The organism is Agromyces sp. NPDC127015, assembly GCF_042725165.1.
In the GTDB taxonomy this organism is placed as follows: domain Bacteria; phylum Actinomycetota; class Actinomycetes; order Actinomycetales; family Microbacteriaceae; genus Agromyces; species Agromyces chromiiresistens.
On sequence record NZ_JBHXDI010000003.1, the window covers coordinates 107,239 to 119,054 of the forward strand.

General features: G+C 67.4%; 16 protein-coding genes. 12 read left to right on the forward strand and 4 right to left on the reverse strand.

Annotated elements, in window-relative coordinates; all coding sequences use genetic code 11:
* Window positions 1–4: 4 nt before the first annotated feature.
* The 3 genes from ACFWGP_RS09890 (at window position 5) to ACFWGP_RS09900 (ending at window position 3,348) form a co-directional block, all read left to right on the forward strand.
* Window positions 5–712 carry a class I SAM-dependent methyltransferase gene (locus ACFWGP_RS09890; RefSeq protein WP_231428816.1) on the forward strand — a complete coding sequence of 236 codons (708 nt, stop codon included), beginning with the start codon at window positions 5–7 and terminating at the stop codon, window positions 710–712.
* Window positions 713–785: 73 nt separating this feature from the next.
* A complete protein-coding gene (locus tag ACFWGP_RS09895; RefSeq protein WP_275506142.1) occupies window positions 786–1,907 on the forward strand; it encodes a polyprenyl synthetase family protein in 1,122 nt (373 codons plus the stop codon).
* 4 nt (window positions 1,908–1,911) lie between these two features.
* A complete protein-coding gene (locus ACFWGP_RS09900) occupies window positions 1,912–3,348 on the forward strand; it encodes an FAD-dependent oxidoreductase (protein WP_376930804.1) in 1,437 nt (478 codons plus the stop codon).
* Between the two features lie 71 nt (window positions 3,349–3,419).
* On the opposite strand, the gene ACFWGP_RS09905 is transcribed toward ACFWGP_RS09900, so the two are convergent.
* The gene (locus ACFWGP_RS09905; RefSeq protein ID WP_231428813.1) at window positions 3,420–3,602 is read right to left on the reverse strand and encodes a hypothetical protein; all 183 of its coding nucleotides are present in this window, start codon (window positions 3,600–3,602) and stop codon (window positions 3,420–3,422) included.
* Between the two features lie 208 nt (window positions 3,603–3,810).
* Between ACFWGP_RS09905 and ACFWGP_RS09910 the strand changes: the two genes are divergently transcribed.
* The 3 genes from ACFWGP_RS09910 to ACFWGP_RS09920 all read left to right on the forward strand — a co-directional run bounded on the left by ACFWGP_RS09910 (window position 3,811) and on the right by ACFWGP_RS09920 (window position 5,240).
* Window positions 3,811–4,089 carry a hypothetical protein gene (locus tag ACFWGP_RS09910; protein WP_231428812.1) on the forward strand — a complete coding sequence of 93 codons (279 nt, stop codon included), beginning with the start codon at window positions 3,811–3,813 and terminating at the stop codon, window positions 4,087–4,089.
* 68 nt (window positions 4,090–4,157) lie between these two features.
* Complete coding sequence (locus ACFWGP_RS09915) at window positions 4,158–4,490, forward strand: hypothetical protein (RefSeq protein ID WP_376930805.1); 333 nt, start codon at window positions 4,158–4,160, stop codon at window positions 4,488–4,490.
* Between the two features lie 93 nt (window positions 4,491–4,583).
* The gene (locus tag ACFWGP_RS09920; RefSeq protein ID WP_376930806.1) at window positions 4,584–5,240 is read left to right on the forward strand and encodes a prepilin peptidase; all 657 of its coding nucleotides are present in this window, start codon (window positions 4,584–4,586) and stop codon (window positions 5,238–5,240) included.
* Here the strand turns inward: ACFWGP_RS09920 and ACFWGP_RS09925 are convergent.
* Both ACFWGP_RS09925 and ACFWGP_RS09930 read right to left on the reverse strand, forming a co-directional pair.
* Window positions 5,152–5,595, reverse strand: a complete 444-nt coding sequence (locus ACFWGP_RS09925; protein ID WP_376930807.1) for a nucleotidyltransferase family protein — start codon at window positions 5,593–5,595, stop codon at window positions 5,152–5,154. The genes ACFWGP_RS09920 and ACFWGP_RS09925 overlap by 89 nt on opposite strands.
* A gap of 200 nt (window positions 5,596–5,795) precedes the next feature.
* Window positions 5,796–7,064 (reverse strand): ATP-binding protein, encoded by a 1,269-nt coding sequence (locus ACFWGP_RS09930; protein ID WP_376930808.1) that lies wholly within the window; start codon window positions 7,062–7,064, stop codon window positions 5,796–5,798.
* Window positions 7,065–7,685: 621 nt separating this feature from the next.
* Between ACFWGP_RS09930 and ACFWGP_RS09935 the strand changes: the two genes are divergently transcribed.
* Both ACFWGP_RS09935 and ACFWGP_RS09940 read left to right on the forward strand, forming a co-directional pair.
* Window positions 7,686–7,979, forward strand: a complete 294-nt coding sequence (locus tag ACFWGP_RS09935; protein WP_376930809.1) for a hypothetical protein — start codon at window positions 7,686–7,688, stop codon at window positions 7,977–7,979.
* Window positions 7,980–7,987: 8 nt separating this feature from the next.
* On the forward strand, window positions 7,988–8,443 hold the full coding sequence (locus ACFWGP_RS09940; RefSeq protein WP_376930810.1) for a hypothetical protein: 456 nt from the start codon (window positions 7,988–7,990) through the stop codon (window positions 8,441–8,443).
* A 56-nt stretch (window positions 8,444–8,499) separates the two neighbouring features.
* Here ACFWGP_RS09940 and ACFWGP_RS09945 read toward each other — a convergent pair whose 3' ends face one another.
* Window positions 8,500–9,234, reverse strand: coding sequence for an NYN domain-containing protein (locus ACFWGP_RS09945; protein ID WP_376930811.1), 735 nt, complete (start codon window positions 9,232–9,234; stop codon window positions 8,500–8,502).
* 179 nt (window positions 9,235–9,413) lie between these two features.
* Here ACFWGP_RS09945 and ACFWGP_RS09950 point away from each other — a divergent pair, with 179 nt between their 5' ends.
* The 4 genes from ACFWGP_RS09950 to ACFWGP_RS09965 all read left to right on the forward strand — a co-directional run bounded on the left by ACFWGP_RS09950 (window position 9,414) and on the right by ACFWGP_RS09965 (window position 11,780).
* Window positions 9,414–9,782: an NUDIX domain-containing protein gene (locus ACFWGP_RS09950; protein WP_376930812.1), complete on the forward strand. Its 369-nt coding sequence runs from the start codon at window positions 9,414–9,416 to the stop codon at window positions 9,780–9,782.
* A gap of 330 nt (window positions 9,783–10,112) precedes the next feature.
* Entirely contained in the window at window positions 10,113–10,292 is a 180-nt protein-coding gene (locus tag ACFWGP_RS09955) for a Flp family type IVb pilin (protein ID WP_376930813.1), read from the forward strand.
* 82 nt (window positions 10,293–10,374) lie between these two features.
* Window positions 10,375–10,788 (forward strand): TadE/TadG family type IV pilus assembly protein, encoded by a 414-nt coding sequence (locus ACFWGP_RS09960; RefSeq protein WP_376930814.1) that lies wholly within the window; start codon window positions 10,375–10,377, stop codon window positions 10,786–10,788.
* Window positions 10,776–11,780 (forward strand): pilus assembly protein TadG-related protein, encoded by a 1,005-nt coding sequence (locus ACFWGP_RS09965; RefSeq protein WP_376930815.1) that lies wholly within the window; start codon window positions 10,776–10,778, stop codon window positions 11,778–11,780. The genes ACFWGP_RS09960 and ACFWGP_RS09965 overlap by 13 nt, the downstream gene beginning before the upstream one ends.
* The last annotated feature ends 36 nt before the right edge of the window (window positions 11,781–11,816 follow it).

Genomic DNA, 11,816 nt, shown 5'->3' on the forward strand with positions numbered 1-11,816 from the left:
AGGGATGACGCGCGCAGACCTCGGCAAGGACCCTCGCGAGGTGTCGGCGATGTTCGATCGCGTCGCCGCCGCGTACGACCGCACCAACAACGTGCTCTCGGTCGGCAACGCCCCGCTCTGGCGGGTCGCCACGACACGCGCGGTCGACCCGAGGCCCGGCGAGCGCATCCTCGACGTCGCCGCCGGCACGGGCACCTCGAGCGCGAGTCTCGCGAAGTCGGGGGCCTCGGTCGTCGCCGCCGACTTCTCGCCCGGCATGATCGAGGTCGGCCGCAGCCGTCAGGCGCACGTGCCGAACCTGGTGTTCGTCGAGGCCGACGCGACGAAGCTGCCGTTCGACGACGCCTCGTTCGACGCCGTCACGATCTCGTTCGGCCTGCGCAACGTCAACGAGCCCAAGCGCGCGCTCGACGAGTTCTTCCGCGTGACGAAGCCCGGCGGCCGCCTCGTGATCTGCGAGTTCTCGCACCCGCCGGTCGCGTTCGTGCGACTCGGCTACGACGTCTACCAGCGCTACGTGATGCCCCCGCTCGTGAAGCTCTCGAGCTCGAACGACACCGCATACGAGTACCTCAACGAGTCGATCAGGGCGTGGCCCGACCAGCCCGCCCTCGCGAGCTGGATCCGCGAGGCCGGCTACACGAAGGTCGCGTGGCGCAACCTCACGATGGGGGTCGTCGCACTGCACCGGGCGACGAAGCCGCTCGCCTGAGCGGCGAAGCACGAGGCATCCGTTCGCCGTCGGTGACACGGGCCCGCATATCGGCACCGGTAGGCTGTTAGGCGTGAATCCGAGCCACCCGGTCGCACGTCGCGGCTCAGCGCTCGCCGCCAATCTCGGGCTGAGCGAGCGGGTCTTCGCGTCCGCCGCAGACAAGGCCATGGCGCGAGCGATCGACGAGGGCATCGAACGCGTCGAGGCGGGTCTCGTGCGCGAGGTCCTGTTCGCCGACTCCATCGCCGACGTCTCGACGCGGTACCTGCTCGAGGCGGGCGGCAAGCGGGTCCGCCCCATGCTGACCCTGCTGACCGCGCAGCTCGGCGCCGGCGTGACCGACGACGTCGTGACCGCCGCCGAGGCGATCGAGATCACGCACCTCGGCTCGCTGTACCACGACGACGTCATGGACGACTCCGACCGGCGTCGCGGCGTACCCAGTGCCCACTCGGTGTGGGGCAACTCGGTTGCGATCCTCACGGGCGACCTGCTCTTCGCACGTGCCAGCCAGCTCATGGCGAGCCTCGGCGAGCGGGCGATCAAGATGCAGGCCGACACGTTCGAACGGCTCGTGCTGGGCCAGCTGCACGAGACCGTCGGCCCGACGCCCGCCGACGACCCGATCGAGCACTACATCCGGGTGCTCGCCGACAAGACGGGCTCGCTCATCGCGGCGGCCGCGCAGTCGGGCATCGTCTTCTCGGGCGCCGACCCGGCATTCGAAGCGCCCATCATCGAGTTCGGCGAGAAGGTCGGCGTCGCCTTCCAGCTCATCGACGACGTCATCGACCTGTCGCCCCAGCCCGAAGAGACGGGCAAGGTGCCCGGCACCGACCTGCGCGCCGGGGTCGTCACCCTGCCGCTGCTGCGGCTGGCGGAGATGGCGAAGACGGATGCCTCGGCCGCCGAGCTCCACGCCCGCATCGAGCGCGACGTGCTGCCGGCGAAGCCCGCCGAGCTCGGCGACGCGCTCGACACGAACACCATGGCGTCGCGCATCGTGCCGTCGCGGGCGACGGTCGACGCGATCGTCGCCGAGCTGCGCGAGCACGAGGCGACGAAGGCGACGCTCGCCGAGGCGCACCGCTGGGCGCACGAGGCGGTCGCGGCGCTGGCCCCGCTGCCCGACGGCAGCGTGAAGAAGGCGCTGACGAGGTTCGCCGAGACGGTCGTCGACCGGCAGAGTTAGACCGATGCCGTCCCGGCCGATCGGCTGGAGCGGCATCGACAGACCTACGAGGAGAGACGTGACGAGGAACAAGCTGCGACTGGCGATCGTCGGTGCCGGCCCCGCCGGCATCTACGCCGCCGACATCCTGCTGAAGGCCGAGCGCAACTTCGACGTCTCGATCGACCTGTTCGACCACCTGCCGGCCCCGTACGGTCTCGTGCGCTACGGCGTCGCGCCCGACCACCCGCGCATCAAGGGCATCATCACGGCGCTTCGCGAGGTGCTCGACCGTGGAGACATCCGCATCTTCGGCAACGTGCGCTTCGGCGAGGACATCACCCTCGACGACCTCAAGCACCACTACAACGCGGTCATCTTCGCGACCGGTGCGGTGCGCGACGCCTCCCTGAACCTTCCGGGCATCGACCTCGAGGGCTCGTACGGTGCAGCCGACTTCGTGAGCTGGTTCGACGGGCACCCCGACGTGCCGCGCACGTGGCCGCTCGAGGCGCGCGAGGTGGCCGTGATCGGCAACGGCAACGTGGCGCTCGACGTGTCGCGCATGCTGGCGAAGCACGTCGAAGACCTCATGGTGACCGAGATCCCCGCGAACGTCGCCGCTGGTCTCGCCGCCTCGCCCCTGACCGACGTGCACGTGTTCGGCCGTCGCGGCCCGACGTCGGTGAAGTTCACGCCGCTCGAGCTGCGCGAGCTCGGCGAGCTGCGCGACGTCGACATGATCGTCTACGACGAGGACTTCGACTACGACGACGCCGCGCGTGCCGCCGTATCGGGCAACAAGCAGGTCTTCGTCATCGACAAGGTGCTGAACCAGTGGCGTCAGCGAGAGGTCGGCCAGGCGTCGCGCCGGCTGCACCTGCACTTCTTCGCGAAGCCGCTCGAGATCGTCGACGACGGCACGGGCAAGGTCGGCGCGATCCGTTGGGAGCGCACGAAGTCGGATGGCGCGGGCGGGGTCGTCGGCACGGGCGAGATCCGCGAGCTGCCGATCCAGGCGGTGTACCGCGCCGTCGGCTACTTCGGGTCGCCGCTGCCGGGGGTGCCGTTCGACAAGAAGTTCGGCGTCATCCCGAACCACGAGGGCCAGGTGCTCATTCGCGACAAGGAGACGGGCGAGGCGCGCCAGATGTACGGCGTGTACGCGACCGGCTGGATCAAGCGCGGCCCCGTCGGCCTCATCGGCCACACCAAGTCGGACGCGATGGAGACCATCAAGCACGTCATCAACGACCTCGGAAATTGGTGGCACCCCGAGTCGCCGTCGGAGGAGTCGGTGATCGAGATGCTCGACTCGCGCGGCATCCGCTGGACCGATCTCGACGGCTGGCACCGCCTCGACGAGCACGAGCTGGCGCTCGGCGCGGCCGAGGAGCGCGTGCGGGTCAAGGTCGTGCCCCGTGACGAGATGGTCGACGTGTCGCGCGACGAGGTGGCGTAGCCGCACCGTCGGTCGAGGAGCGGCGCGCGCACGTTATCGTCGGTCGGGCAACGCCGGCGCGCGTCGACGGGTCAGAAGCTGCGTCGACCCTGATCGATCTGCCGCTGGACCTCGGCGAGCTCCTGCTGCAGTCGGGGGTCGCGTGCCGGGGCGGCGAGTCGTCGACGGTGGCCCATCACGGCGGTGAGGGCGACCAGGGCGCCGGCAGCGGTGATCGCGCTGGTCGAAACAAGGGCGATGACGTATGCGCTCATGGCTCCTCCATCGGTGACGGGTCTGCTCAGACTATGCGAGTCAAGCACCGAGATCACCACCTGCACCTGAGTATCGCCCCTGAGATGCGGGCGGCGTCGTTCGCTGCGCGAGGTTCCCGAGGCGCCGCAGGCGAACGTACGTCTTGGCGTGTCGCGGACATCTCGCTTACAGTTTCGAATATCTGTTCGAACTCGTGGGGAGGTCATGATGCTCACGCTCAGTGAGGCGGAACCGGTGGCCGTCTGGCTCGACGGCTCCGATCGGCCGGCGCGGCTCGTCTATCACGGCACGAGGTATCGGGTCATCGACACCCCGACGCCGCTCACGCGCCAGCCCGAGTGGCCCTCGGGCATCAGCCATCCGCCGGCCGAGGTGCTGCTCGCTCCGGGCTGGCGGGTCACCGGCCGTTCCGACGGCGACGACGTGCTCGTGTTCGACTTGCGGCTCGCGCCCTCCGGGTGGGTCGTCGAAGCGACCTACACGTGAACGGCCACGTGCAGGCGACCGGCGACCTTCACGTGGTGCCCGCGACGAGTCGATCGGGTGCGGCGTAGATGGGCACCAATCGTCGCTACCCCGAGCGCGCCGACGAGCGGTCCGACGACCTCCTGCTCGCGCAGGCGAAGCGTGGCGCACCGGTGTCGCTCACGACCTCAGAGGTGCGTCGCACGGGCCGCCGCAACGACGCACGCGAGGCGGTGCCGGTCACGGCGACGATCCGGTATCGCGTCGCGTTCGAGGAGCCCCGCGAGGTCGAGGGTACGGCGATCGCGTGGACGCGCGGCGCCGTGCTCGTGCAGTACCCCGACCCCGCGACCCGCCACGACAACTACGTGTGGGTCTACGCGAACGCGGTGCGGCGGCGCCCCCAACCGGCGGCAGAGTAGCGCCCACGCGCAGCGCTGACGCGTCTCGATGACCGGCGCGCGAGTCATCCACACCCGATCCGCACACCCCGTATTGCCGCTACGCTGCTCACCATGCTTCTCGACCCCCCGGCGCTGCTCATCGCGGTCGTTCTGGCGGTCGTCGGCTTCGTGCTGGGCTGGTGGCCGCTGGCCGCGTGGGCCGAGCACTCGATGAAACACGGGCGGATGCCTCGGCGCACGATCCGCGTCGCCTCGGCCGTGACCGCCGCCGTCACGTTCGGGTTGCTCGCCCTGCGGGTGGGCCTCGAGTGGCTGCTGCCGGCGCTCGTCGCATTCGCCGCGTTCGCGACGGTGCTCGCGATCGTCGACCTCGCCGAGAAGCGGCTGCCGAACGCGGTCGTGTTCCCCGCGCTCGCCGTGGTGGGCGTGCTGCTCGTGCCTGCGACGTGGGCGACGGGGGAGTGGATGCGGCTCGTCTGGGCGCTCGCGGGCGCCGCCGCGATGTTCGCCGCCTACTTCGTGCTCGCCCTGATCTCGCCGTCGGCGATGGGCATGGGCGACGTGAAGCTCGCCCTCGTGATCGGCCTCGTCGCCGGGTGGTTCGGCCTGTCGGCCTGGCTCGTCGCCCTGCTCGCCGCATTCGTGATCGGCGGGGTGATCTCGCTCATCGCGCTCGCGCTCAAGCGGGTGACGCTGCGGGGTTCGATTCCGTTCGGGCCGTCGATGCTCGCGGGCGCGCTCGTCGCGGTGTGGCTGGCGGCGGGCTGAGGGGCTGAGTGATCGAGGCTGGAACCGCGCTAAGAAGGTCGATATGGAACTCACTCAGAGCGGTTGCTGCCACCCCGTCTTTGAGCAACTGCTCAGCGACGACATCGACTCGGAAGTCGAAAAGCTCACTCAGTTCCTCGCCGATTCCGGCGATGCGGAGGAGCGGGTTGCCGGCGTTCGCCTCGAGATCGACGAGAAGATCCACGTCGCTGGCGGGCGTCGCATCCCCTCGGGCGACGGAACCGAAGACGCGTGGGTTCGATGCGTGATAGCGCACGAGCACAGCGTCGACAGCTGCCCGCCGAGCTTGTATCGCGGCCCGGCGCGCCGCGGAAGCAGCAGTCATGCTCGCCATGTCGCCAGCCCAACTGCCATTCAGCCAGCTCTTCGCTGCGAATAGCTGGCTAACGATCTTCCGGATGATTCACCGACACACCGTTGGGCGAGGTTCTCACGCCCGAGGGATCGCGTCAGAGACTGGCAGGCCGACCGGCGGCGCCCTGCAGCTTGCACGCTCGCTGGCTCTCCGTGCGCCCGTGGCACGACGAATAGCCGCTAATCGTCAGCGGAACGACCGGCCTGCAACTCCCATAGCGCGGCCACAGGCAGTGCCCACAATCGGTCGCCGAGCACTGCGCCCTGCCGCGCGGTGTTCAGCACGTATCCTCCGATGAACCGGTCCCCGAGCCGGTCGCGCAAGAACGCGAGGCCTTTGACATGCTCGGGTTTCGGCGTGCTTCCGGACTTCACCTCGAACGCGATGACGCTGCCGTCGGCGAACTCGGCGATGACGTCGACCTCGACGCCGTCGCGGTCGCGGTAATGGAAGAGCTCGTAGTCCTCAACGCTCCAACTGCGCTGCTTCCAGAGTTCAGTCACGACGAACCCCTCCATCGCGGCCCCGATGAAGGTGCTGTCGATCGGTGTGAGTTGGTCTTCGGTGACGCGTGAAAGGCGCAACGCGAGGCCGGGGTCGGTGACGAACATCTTCGGCCGCGACACAGCACGGCTCGTCAGATTCGCCCCCCACGGTCGCAGCGGCTCGAGCAGGAACATCGTCTCGAGCAGGTCGGTGTAGCTCGTGATGGTCGTCTCGGGGAGGCTCGCTGCACGCGCGACGCGTGCCTTGACGAACTCGCCAGACTGATTCGCTGCCGCAAGCTTGAGCACGGTGCTGATCCGGCCGGGGTCGACGCGTGGCGCGAGGTCGGCGACATCGCGCTCCATGAGCCGGGAGACATAGCTGTCGAACCACGCATTGCGAAGCCGCGTGGTCAGCCTCCGGGCATCGGGGTAGCCGCCGCGCGCGATGATCCGCGCGTATCCCGTGCGGTCGATCTCGGTCGTGAAGGTGTTCGGCGCGGCTCCTGCGCGAAGTTCGGCGAGAAGGTCATCGGCTCGCCCTTCGATCTCGCCTTGGCTGAACGGCCGGAGTTGGATGGTGATCGCGCGGCCCGCGAGACTGTCGGGCGTGCGGGTGAGGCGCAGAAGGTTGCTCGAGCCGGTCATGATGAACCGCCCGTTGCGCCGGTCTCGGTCGATCGCAGCCTTGATCGCCAGGATGAGTTCGGGCGCGCGTTGCAGTTCGTCGATGACGAGGGTGCCGGCCGGCAGCTGCTCGGCGAACGCTCTCGAGTCGTCGCGAGCGACGCGGAGCGAATCTTCATCGTCGAGTGTGAGCAGTAACGAAGTCTGCGTCGTCGCGAGTTGACTCGCCAGCGTGCTCTTGCCGACCTGTCGAGCGCCTTCGAGAACGACGGCAGGGAACGCTCCGAGAGCCTCGGCGGCGAAACCCCGGATATGGCGGGAGAGGAGTGTCTCCATGACGCCAACCTAGTCGCAACTCGCGGATTCGCGGAACTCAACTCGCGGATTCGCGGAATTTAACTCGCGGATTCGCGGAACTCAGCTCGCGGATTTGCCGGACGCAACTGGCGGAATCACGCAGACCGGAAGTTGAACCCGCGAGGATCGCGTTACCCGGCATCAACCCACGAGAGCAACTCCGAGGTGGTCCGGCGCCCTGCCACGGATCCCCGACTCACCCTGCCCCCGAGTGTCCCCCATCAGACCGGTCGAGGGGTACACCCCGTTGGAGGGGCAGAGCCCGTCGCATCGGCTCCCCTTGGGTGGGAGCTGCGCTGCACCGGGTAATTCGCACCGCAAGCGGCCGGCCCTGCTGCTCCAGTCCTACCTGCCGGGCGAATGGCGAGGGCAGCCCCCGTTCCCGGGGCATCTGGGCGCGGATGCCGCAACTGGGGGTAGAGAACCCGACGAAGCGCGAGTTGCATAAGCCTTATGAGCGAACCAACCGGGGTCGCACCGACTCGACGAGCGCGAGGCGGCAGGCTGCCGTGGCCGGCGCGCGTCGGACTGATTCTGCTCTGGGCCTTGTTGATTCCACTGGGCTACGCGCAGTCGTGGTCGGGTGCGGCACGAACGATCGTGTTCTTCGGCGAGTACCCGACGCCCGATGAGCGGGCCCTCGCGATTCGCGAGATGGCGCTCGGCTTCGGCTGCTTCGTCGTCGCGACCATCATCGCCTTGGTGCTCGGGGCGCGTTGGTGGCAGGCGCTGCTCATCGCGCTGCCTACGCTCGGCCTGCCGCTCTGGTTTCTCAGCGGCGAGGAACCCGGCTACGTATGGATCGCGCTGGCGTTCGGTTTCGTCACCCTGGCGATCGGAGGCGTCGTCACGTTCGTTCGTGCGTTCCCTCCGCCCGACGGCTCTAGCAGGTGAATTGGCTCATGCCGGATGCCTCGGGCACGGACCGCTCGCGCACTGGCGCGAACGCGGCACAAGCCGGACGAGCCGCACCGACCCGCGTTCGTCACCGGACGATCCGGATCATCCTCACCGCTGTCTGGATACTGTTCGTCATCTACGGGATGTGGCTGATCTTCATCAAGTCGTTCGCAGCACTGTTCAGAGTCACGCCGGTGGAGCCGGAAGGCGCGGCGACCGCTTACGTGGCATTCGCGGTGGGCGCCGGGCTCGTCGCCGCGGCCGCCGTCATCACGCTGTTCCTCGGCGCTCCGTGGTGGCAGGCGTTGATGATCGCAGTGCCCGCGTTCTGCTTTCCGGTGGGGCTCATCACCGAGAACATCGTGATCGTCTGGGCTCTGCTCGGATTCGGTGTCATCACTGCGGCGATGGGAGGCACCGGGGCTGTGCTTGCGACGTTCCGGATACCGTTGCGTTGAGCCTGACGCTCGGCCGGATGCCGCTCTGGCCAGGGTCCGTCGAAGGAAACGAGCCGTCAGCTCCCGTTCTTGCCCTTCGCTCGAACACGGATGACACCGGTCGGCGACGTTGCGACCACGAAAAGGTCCGTCGCTCGCACGAGCTCGGAGAGCTTCGCGTAGCCCCAGTTGCGCGAGTCGAAGTCGGGCTGCTGACTGCGCATCAGGCTACCGACAGCGGCGAGGCTCGCCCAGCCGTCCTCTCCAGATGCCGAGGCGACGCTCGCGCGGAGTCCGGAGACGAGCTTGCCGTGGGTGCGCAGCTTCGGGGTCGGAACCGGTGTGAGTACGGCCGCTGCGTTTTCAGCCTCGGGCTCTTCGAGCACGTCCAGATACGTGAACCGATCGCACGCGTTGCGGAGCGACTCGGGCGTCTTCCGTTCGCCGAACCCGTAGACGGCCACGCCCTCCTCCCGGATTCGAGACGCGAGACGTGTGAAGTCGCTGTCAGACGACACGATGCAGAATCCCTGGAATCGTCGGGTGTAGAGCAGGTCCATCGCATCGATGATGAGCGCGCTGTCGGTGGAGTTCTTGCCGGTCGTGTTGGAGAACTGCTGCATCGGCTGGATCACGTGCTCGCTCGCGACGGACTTCCAGCTCCCCAGATTCGGCTTGGTCCAGTCGCCGTAGACGCGCTTCACCGATGCGGTGCCAAGACGCGCGACCTCGGCGAGCACTGCGCCGATCTTCGATGGCGGTACGTTGTCGGCGTCGATGAGCACCGCGAGCAGGTCGTTGCGCTGGATCATCGCCCCATCATGGCAGCGGCGACCCACCGGCATACTGACCTTCGTGAACCTCGACGAGGAGTGGTGGGACGTCGTCGACGCCGACGGCGTGCCGACCGGTGAGCGCTTTCGTCGTGGTGCGCCCGGCTGGCCGAGCGGGCGCTTCCACTTGATCGTCGCCGTCTGCGTGCAGCGCGAGGATGGACGGGTGCTCCTCACCCAGCGCGGCGCAGAAGCAGGAGTTCCCGCTCGCGTGGGAGTTCTCCGGCGGCAGCGCCCTGGCCGGCGAGACGAGTCGCGAGGCGGCAAGTCGCGAACTCCGTGAGGAGACCGGCCTCGAGCTCGATGCACTCGAACTCGTCGGTCGGTTCGCCGAGGCGTCGGCCCTGCTCGACTTCTACGTCACCTCCATTGAGGTGCCCGGAATGGAACTCGTCTTGCAAGTCAGCGAGGTCGCGGCCGCCGAGTGGGTCACCGTCGCCGAGGTCGAGCGCCGCCCGAACGCCGGCATGATGGCCGCGCCGTGGACCGCGCGGCTGGATGCGCTCCGGCCGTGGAGCGTCGGTTGACCGCAGATGCCGACCAGGTCAAACACGTTCAGGGTGAGCTATGTCACCAGCGTCGGGGTACATGTGTACCCCGTCGAGCGGGTACTTTTGTACCCCATTCTTGTACCCCGATGAACCCCCAGACCGGGGGGCACGCGGCCGCATCTTGCGCGCAGAGCCGCGGATTTTGGCCATTTCTTGCGCCTATCCCGTGATGTCTCCCCCAAAGGGGGGCATAGGTCACCCGAAGAACGGCGGATAACTTCATTCCACCGCATGTACCCGCATGCGGAATGCACCACCCCTCCGCGGGAGGTGCAGGAATTCCTGCAAATCCCGAAGGGATCCACCATGCTGAAGGCATACACGCGTCTCCAGGCGCGCATCAACTCGGTCCGTTCCGAAGACGGCGCGACCGGCGTCGAGTACGGCCTCATCGTCGCGCTCATCGCTGCAGTAATCGTTGCGGTCGTCGCGACTCTGGGCACGCAGATCCAGGCCGCGTTCCAGACCGTCGTCGACGCGCTCTAAGCGAGATTCACGTGGAGTGGCGGGCCGCAAGATGCGGTTCGCCACTCCGGCGCATCGTAGATGCGTGTAGAGAGGGCATCGCATGGCGAAGCATCGAGCGATCGACCGTGGCGCTGCGGCCGTCGAGTTCGCGTTGATCCTGCCGCTCCTGCTCACGGTCGTATTCGGCATCGTCGAGTTCGGTTGGGCGTTTGGGCAGCAGGTCTCCCTCGGCAACGCGGCTCGTGAAGCCGCGAGGACGATGGCGATCCATTGGGCCGAACCTGGAGCCGATTCGGAGGCGATCGCGGAGGGGCTTGCGGCAGCACCACTCACTCCCGGCGCGACGATCACGTTCTCATCAATGGAGTGCGCACCGACGAATCCGGACGATACGCCCCTCTCGGTCACGGCGGTCGCATCGCTCGAAGCTCCGGGACTCACCGGGTGGCTCAACTGGCTCATTGCACCCGGTCGGGTGCTCACCGCAGAAAGCAAGATGATATGCGGCGGTTGATGGAAAGACTTCGCCGTGAGCGTGGCGCAAGCGCCGTGCTCATTGTGATCCTGCTCGTGCCGCTTTTCGGCATGGCTGCGATCGGCGTCGATACCGGCATGCTCTACTACGAGCGCGCGCAGTTGCAGAATGCCGCCGATTCGGCGGCTCTCGCCGTCGCCACGAAGTGCTCGGTCAGCCGGTGCCCATCGAGCGGCAATACGACCATTGCGTCGAACTTCGCCAATGGCAACGCGAAGGACGCCACCGTCGCGATCGACGATCAGGTGATCGATCGGTCGGCGCGCACTGTCCGGATCGATGTCAGCACGCTGAACGGTGACGGTACGACGACGCCATATCACCCGTTTGCGGCGGTGATCGGAGTGACCGATGACAGCCCTGTGACTGCGACTGCGACCGCGCAATGGGCTGCCGGCGACATCACCCTCCCGCTGGCGATTACCACGTGCGAGTTCGATATCACGGCCGCAGGTGACGGTCGCCTTCACTGGATCACTTACGACAGAAACAAGGAGTGCAAGGGTGACCCTGCAGAGCCCCCCGCAAAGGGGAGCTTTGGTTGGCTCGACCTGATGCTGGATGACGATGGGAACCCGGTCGGTTGCATCGCTGATATCGACGCCGACGGCTCCGTTGGGAGCGACCCTGGCAACCCCGGTATCCCGAACATTCCGGTCTGCCATGCGGCTTTCACAGAATCTCTCTCTGGAGGCACCGTTTACATTCCCCTCGCTGACTACAAGATCGGAGACAGGCCCGGGGGCAAGGCGATCTGGCACATCAAGGAGTACGCCAAGGTCACCCTGTACTCGTGGGCGTTCAGCGGTACCCCTAACCTTCCGCAAGTCTGGGACGAGACTCGGCGAGACGTTAACAACCTGAACTGCACTGGCAGTTGCCGCGGCGTCCTTGTCGAATTCCAGGGATACGTACCAGTCGGGTCCGTCCCCGGCACCGACATCTCGACCACAGTCAGTTTGATCGAGTAGCCGCACGCTCGACCCGGCCCGAAAGACCCGTACATC

What these genes read in the sequence shown, in the direction of transcription:
- ACFWGP_RS09950 (WP_376930812.1), top strand. Translation starts at nt 9,414, where the DNA reads ATGGACGGGTGCTCCTCACCCAGCGCGGCGCAGAAGCAGGAGTTCCCG.
- ACFWGP_RS09925 (WP_376930807.1), bottom strand. Translation starts at nt 5,595, where the DNA reads ATGGCGAGCATGACTGCTGCTTCCGCGGCGCGCCGGGCCGCGATACAA.
- ACFWGP_RS09920 (WP_376930806.1), top strand. Translation starts at nt 4,584, where the DNA reads ATGCTTCTCGACCCCCCGGCGCTGCTCATCGCGGTCGTTCTGGCGGTC.
- ACFWGP_RS09900 (WP_376930804.1), top strand. Translation starts at nt 1,912, where the DNA reads ATGCCGTCCCGGCCGATCGGCTGGAGCGGCATCGACAGACCTACGAGG.
- ACFWGP_RS09945 (WP_376930811.1), bottom strand. Translation starts at nt 9,234, where the DNA reads ATGATCCAGCGCAACGACCTGCTCGCGGTGCTCATCGACGCCGACAAC.
- ACFWGP_RS09890 (WP_231428816.1), top strand. Translation starts at nt 5, where the DNA reads ATGACGCGCGCAGACCTCGGCAAGGACCCTCGCGAGGTGTCGGCGATG.
- ACFWGP_RS09965 (WP_376930815.1), top strand. Translation starts at nt 10,776, where the DNA reads ATGCGGCGGTTGATGGAAAGACTTCGCCGTGAGCGTGGCGCAAGCGCC.
- ACFWGP_RS09910 (WP_231428812.1), top strand. Translation starts at nt 3,811, where the DNA reads ATGCTCACGCTCAGTGAGGCGGAACCGGTGGCCGTCTGGCTCGACGGC.
- ACFWGP_RS09915 (WP_376930805.1), top strand. Translation starts at nt 4,158, where the DNA reads ATGGGCACCAATCGTCGCTACCCCGAGCGCGCCGACGAGCGGTCCGAC.
- ACFWGP_RS09940 (WP_376930810.1), top strand. Translation starts at nt 7,988, where the DNA reads ATGCCGGATGCCTCGGGCACGGACCGCTCGCGCACTGGCGCGAACGCG.
- ACFWGP_RS09960 (WP_376930814.1), top strand. Translation starts at nt 10,375, where the DNA reads ATGGCGAAGCATCGAGCGATCGACCGTGGCGCTGCGGCCGTCGAGTTC.
- ACFWGP_RS09930 (WP_376930808.1), bottom strand. Translation starts at nt 7,064, where the DNA reads ATGGAGACACTCCTCTCCCGCCATATCCGGGGTTTCGCCGCCGAGGCT.
- ACFWGP_RS09905 (WP_231428813.1), bottom strand. Translation starts at nt 3,602, where the DNA reads ATGAGCGCATACGTCATCGCCCTTGTTTCGACCAGCGCGATCACCGCT.
- ACFWGP_RS09955 (WP_376930813.1), top strand. Translation starts at nt 10,113, where the DNA reads ATGCTGAAGGCATACACGCGTCTCCAGGCGCGCATCAACTCGGTCCGT.